Raw genomic sequence first — 3482 nt, forward strand, 5'->3', positions numbered from 1 at the left:
GCGACACGGACGGCACCTCCGCGCTCACCACGGTGGGACGCATGGTCGGCACCCCGCGGTACATGTCGCCCGAGCACGCCCTCGGCCGCGATCTGACGTCCGCGTCGGACGTCTTCACGCTCGGCCTGGTCGCCGCGATCWGATCGCGCAGCGGGGCGGGGTGGGCGCTCAGGTCCGGCGGGTCGTGCTCGGTGCCCGCGATACGGGTGGCGACGACCAGACCGCCGCCCTCGCCGTACGGATGCCGCCCCGTGACCGCCTCCGCGGCGACCAGGCCGAGCGTGAAGACGTCCGACGCGGACGTCAGATCGCGGCCGAGGGCGTGCTCGGGCGACATGTACCGCGGGGTGCCGACCATGCGTCCCACCGTGGTGAGCGCGGAGGTGCCGTCCGTGTCGCGGGCGATCCCGAGGTCCATCAGCCACGGTCCCTCGGCGGCCAGCAGCACGTTGGCCGGTTTCACGTCCCGGTGGACCAGTCCCGCCGCGTGCACCGCGGCCAGTGCGTGGGCCGCGCCGGCCGTCAGGCGCAGGGCCGCGGCGGCCGGCAGCGGGCCGAACTCCCGGAGCGCCTCGTCGAGCGGCAGCCCCGGTACGTAACGGGTGGCCAGCCAGGGCAGTTCGGCCTCCGCGTCGTGGTCGACGACCGGTACAAGATGGGCCCCCTGGACGGTGCGGGCCACCTGGACCTCGCGGGCGAAGCGGCGGCGGAACCGCTCGTTCTGCGCATGCTCGCGCCGGATCAGCTTGAGGGCGACGGGCCGCCGCCCGTCCCGCTCCCGGGTGAGGAAGACGGTGCCCATGCCGCCCTCGCCGATCCTGGCCCGCAGCCTGTAGCCCGCGACCTCGCGCGGGTCGTCCTCGCGCAGCGGCTGTGGCCCCCGTGTCCCGCCCATTCCATCCCCCTCGGCCGACGGCAGCAGGGGAGCCTACCCGGATCCGCCACCGGATCAGCGTCGCCCGGCCCGCCCGCCGGTGAACTCCTCGTAGGCCGCGACCACGTCCTTCGCGGGCCCGTCCATCCGCAGCACACCCGCCTCCAGCCAGATCGCCCTGTCACAGCTCTCGGTGACGGCGGAGTTGCTGTGGCTGACCAGGAAGACCGTGCCGGCGCGCTCGCGGAGTTCGTCGATGCGCTCCCGGCTGCGGCGGCGGAAACGGGCGTCGCCGGTGGACAGCGCCTCGTCGACGAGCAGCACGTCGTGGTCCTTGGCCGCGGCGATGGAGAAGCGCAGCCGGGCGCCCATGCCGGAGGAGTAGGTGCGCATGGGCAGGGAGATGAAGTCGCCCTTCTCGTTGATGCCGGAGAACTCGACGATGTCGTCGTAGCGTTCACGGACGTGCTCCCGGCTCATGCCCATTGCCAGCCCGCCGAGCACCACGTTCCGCTCGCCGGTGAGGTCCGGCATCAGCGCGGCGTCGACGCCGAGCAGCGACGGCTGCCCGTGCGTCCAGACCTTGCCCCGGGCCGTCGGCAGCAGGCCGGCGATCGCCCTGAGCAGCGTCGACTTCCCGGAACCGTTGGATCCGATCAGCCCGATCGCCTCGCCCCGGTACGCGGCGAAGCTGACGCCCCTGACGGCGTGCACCTCGCGTACGCCGGGCACCGTACGGCGGGAGACGATCCGGCTGAGGGCCGAGGTGGCGCTGCCGCGGCCGGTGCGCCCGCCGTTGACCCGGTAGGTGATGTGGACGCCGTCGACGACGACGGTCGGGACCCGCTCGATGTCAGCCACGGCCGTACCGCTCCTCCGCCTTCCAGAAGAAGACGAACCCTCCGGCCGCGCACACGCCCGCCCACAGTCCGGCGGCCGCCCACACGTGCGGGGGCAGCCGGTCTGCGGTGAAGGACTCGATGAACGCGAAGCGCACCAGGTCGATGTAGAGCGCTGCCGGGTTGTAGCGGATGAGCGCCGCCACGGCCCCGGGCACGCGTCCGTCGGCCAGCACCTCGTCGATGGACCACATGACGCCCGAGGCGTACATCCAGGTCCGCAGCAGGAACGGCATGAGCTGCGCGACGTCCGGGGTGGCGGCGGCGACCCGGGCCGCGGCGAGGGCGACGCCGGTGCTGAAGAGAGCCTGGAGCGCCAGCGCCGGGACCGCCAGCAGCCAGGACGCCCGCGGGAACTCGCCGGAGCAGAACAGGATCGCCACCAGCGCGCCGAGGGAGAACAGCAGCTGCTGGAGCTGCTGGAGGGCGAGCGCGAGGGGGAGCGAGGCGCGCGGGAAGTGCAGGGCGCGCACGAGGCCGATGTTGCCGGAGACGGCGCGGGTCCCGGCCATGATCGAGTTGGCCGTGAAGGTCCAGATGAAGACGCCGGTGACCAGGAACGGCACGAAGTCGGGCACGTCGTCGCCGGTGCCGAGCAGGATGCCGAAGATCAGGTAGTAGACGGCCGCGTTGAGCAGCGGTGTGGCCAGCTGCCACACCTGGCCGAGGCGGGCCTGGCTGTACTGGGCGGTGAGCCGGGCGGTCGCGAACGCGGTGATGAAGTGGCGCCGCGACCAGAGCCGGCGGATGTACACCCCGAGGGAGGGGCGTGCGCCGCTCACGACGAGTCCGTGCCGGGCCGCGAGCGCCGCGAGATCCACCGGTTGTCCGGGGTCCCCGGGCGGTGAAGGCGGTGGCGGCGGAGCCGGAGCCGGGGGGCGTGCGGGGGTGGTGAGGGCTGTGGTCACGCGAGATCGCTTTCGGTGGTCGGGGCCCGGAGCGGTGACGGGCGGGGCCGGCCGGGGTCGCTGTGCCGGGACGGGTCATCGGCGCGGGAGCCGCGCGGGCACGCCGGCCGGTGACGCCATGACGACGGAACGGTACCGTTTCGTCGCTACGACGAGGGTAGGACGCTGTCACGTCGGGACGCAACCGTTTCGTCGTCGCGGGTATGCTTCCGGACATGACCGAGCCCCCGGGAACCCCGCGACGTGCCCCCGCCGGAGCCGCCGTGCTCCGGGAGGACGTCACCGACGCGATCCGCGCCGCCGTCTTCGAGGAACTCGCCTCCGTCGGCTTCGCCCGGATGTCCGTCGAGGGCATCGCCCGCCGGGCCGGCGTCGGCAAGACGGCCGTCTACCGGCGCTGGAAGTCCAAGTTGTCGCTGGTGCTCGACCTGGTGACGGCCGTCGCCGTCCAGGGGCTGCCCGCGCCGGCGACCGGATCGCTCCACGGGGACGTGCGCGCGCTCCTGGAGGTAGCGGCCCACGCGCTGCGCCACCCCGTGGCCTCGCAGGTCATCCCGGAACTGCTGGTGGAGGCCGCGCGCAGTCCCGAGATCGCCGACGCCGTCAAGGCACCCCTGCTCGACGGCCGGCGGGGCGTGGCCGCCGTCGTCGTGCGCGAGGCGGTCGCGCGCGGCGAACTGCCCGAGGGGACCGATCCGGACCGCCTCCTGGACCTCGTCGTCGGACCGCTGTACTGGCGGCTGGTGGTGGTGCGGGGCGACCTGCCGAAGGGGTACCTGGACGGCCTGGCGGTCTCGGCGG

4 protein-coding genes are annotated in these 3482 nt (G+C 73.7%); 1 reads left to right on the top strand and 3 read right to left on the bottom strand.

Annotated elements, in window-relative coordinates:
• From EAO77_RS36285 to EAO77_RS36295, 3 genes are all read right to left on the bottom strand, one after another.
• Nucleotides 1-895 (bottom strand): serine/threonine-protein kinase (locus EAO77_RS36285; protein ID WP_147992554.1); only part of this gene is annotated, 895 nt, incomplete at its 3' end.
• Between the two features lie 54 nt (nt 896-949).
• Nucleotides 950-1735, bottom strand: a complete 786-nt coding sequence (locus EAO77_RS36290) for an ABC transporter ATP-binding protein (protein ID WP_147992555.1) — start codon at nt 1733-1735, stop codon at nt 950-952.
• Nucleotides 1728-2681, bottom strand: a complete 954-nt coding sequence (locus tag EAO77_RS36295; protein WP_147992556.1) for an ABC transporter permease — start codon at nt 2679-2681, stop codon at nt 1728-1730. The genes EAO77_RS36290 and EAO77_RS36295 overlap by 8 nt, the downstream gene beginning before the upstream one ends.
• A gap of 215 nt (nt 2682-2896) precedes the next feature.
• Between EAO77_RS36295 and EAO77_RS36300 the strand changes: the two genes are divergently transcribed.
• A partial coding sequence (locus tag EAO77_RS36300; protein WP_147992557.1) for a TetR/AcrR family transcriptional regulator occupies nt 2897-3482 on the top strand: 586 nt, incomplete at its 3' end.

The organism is Streptomyces sp. T39, from assembly GCF_008042045.1.
Taxonomy (GTDB): Bacteria; Actinomycetota; Actinomycetes; order Streptomycetales; family Streptomycetaceae; genus Streptomyces.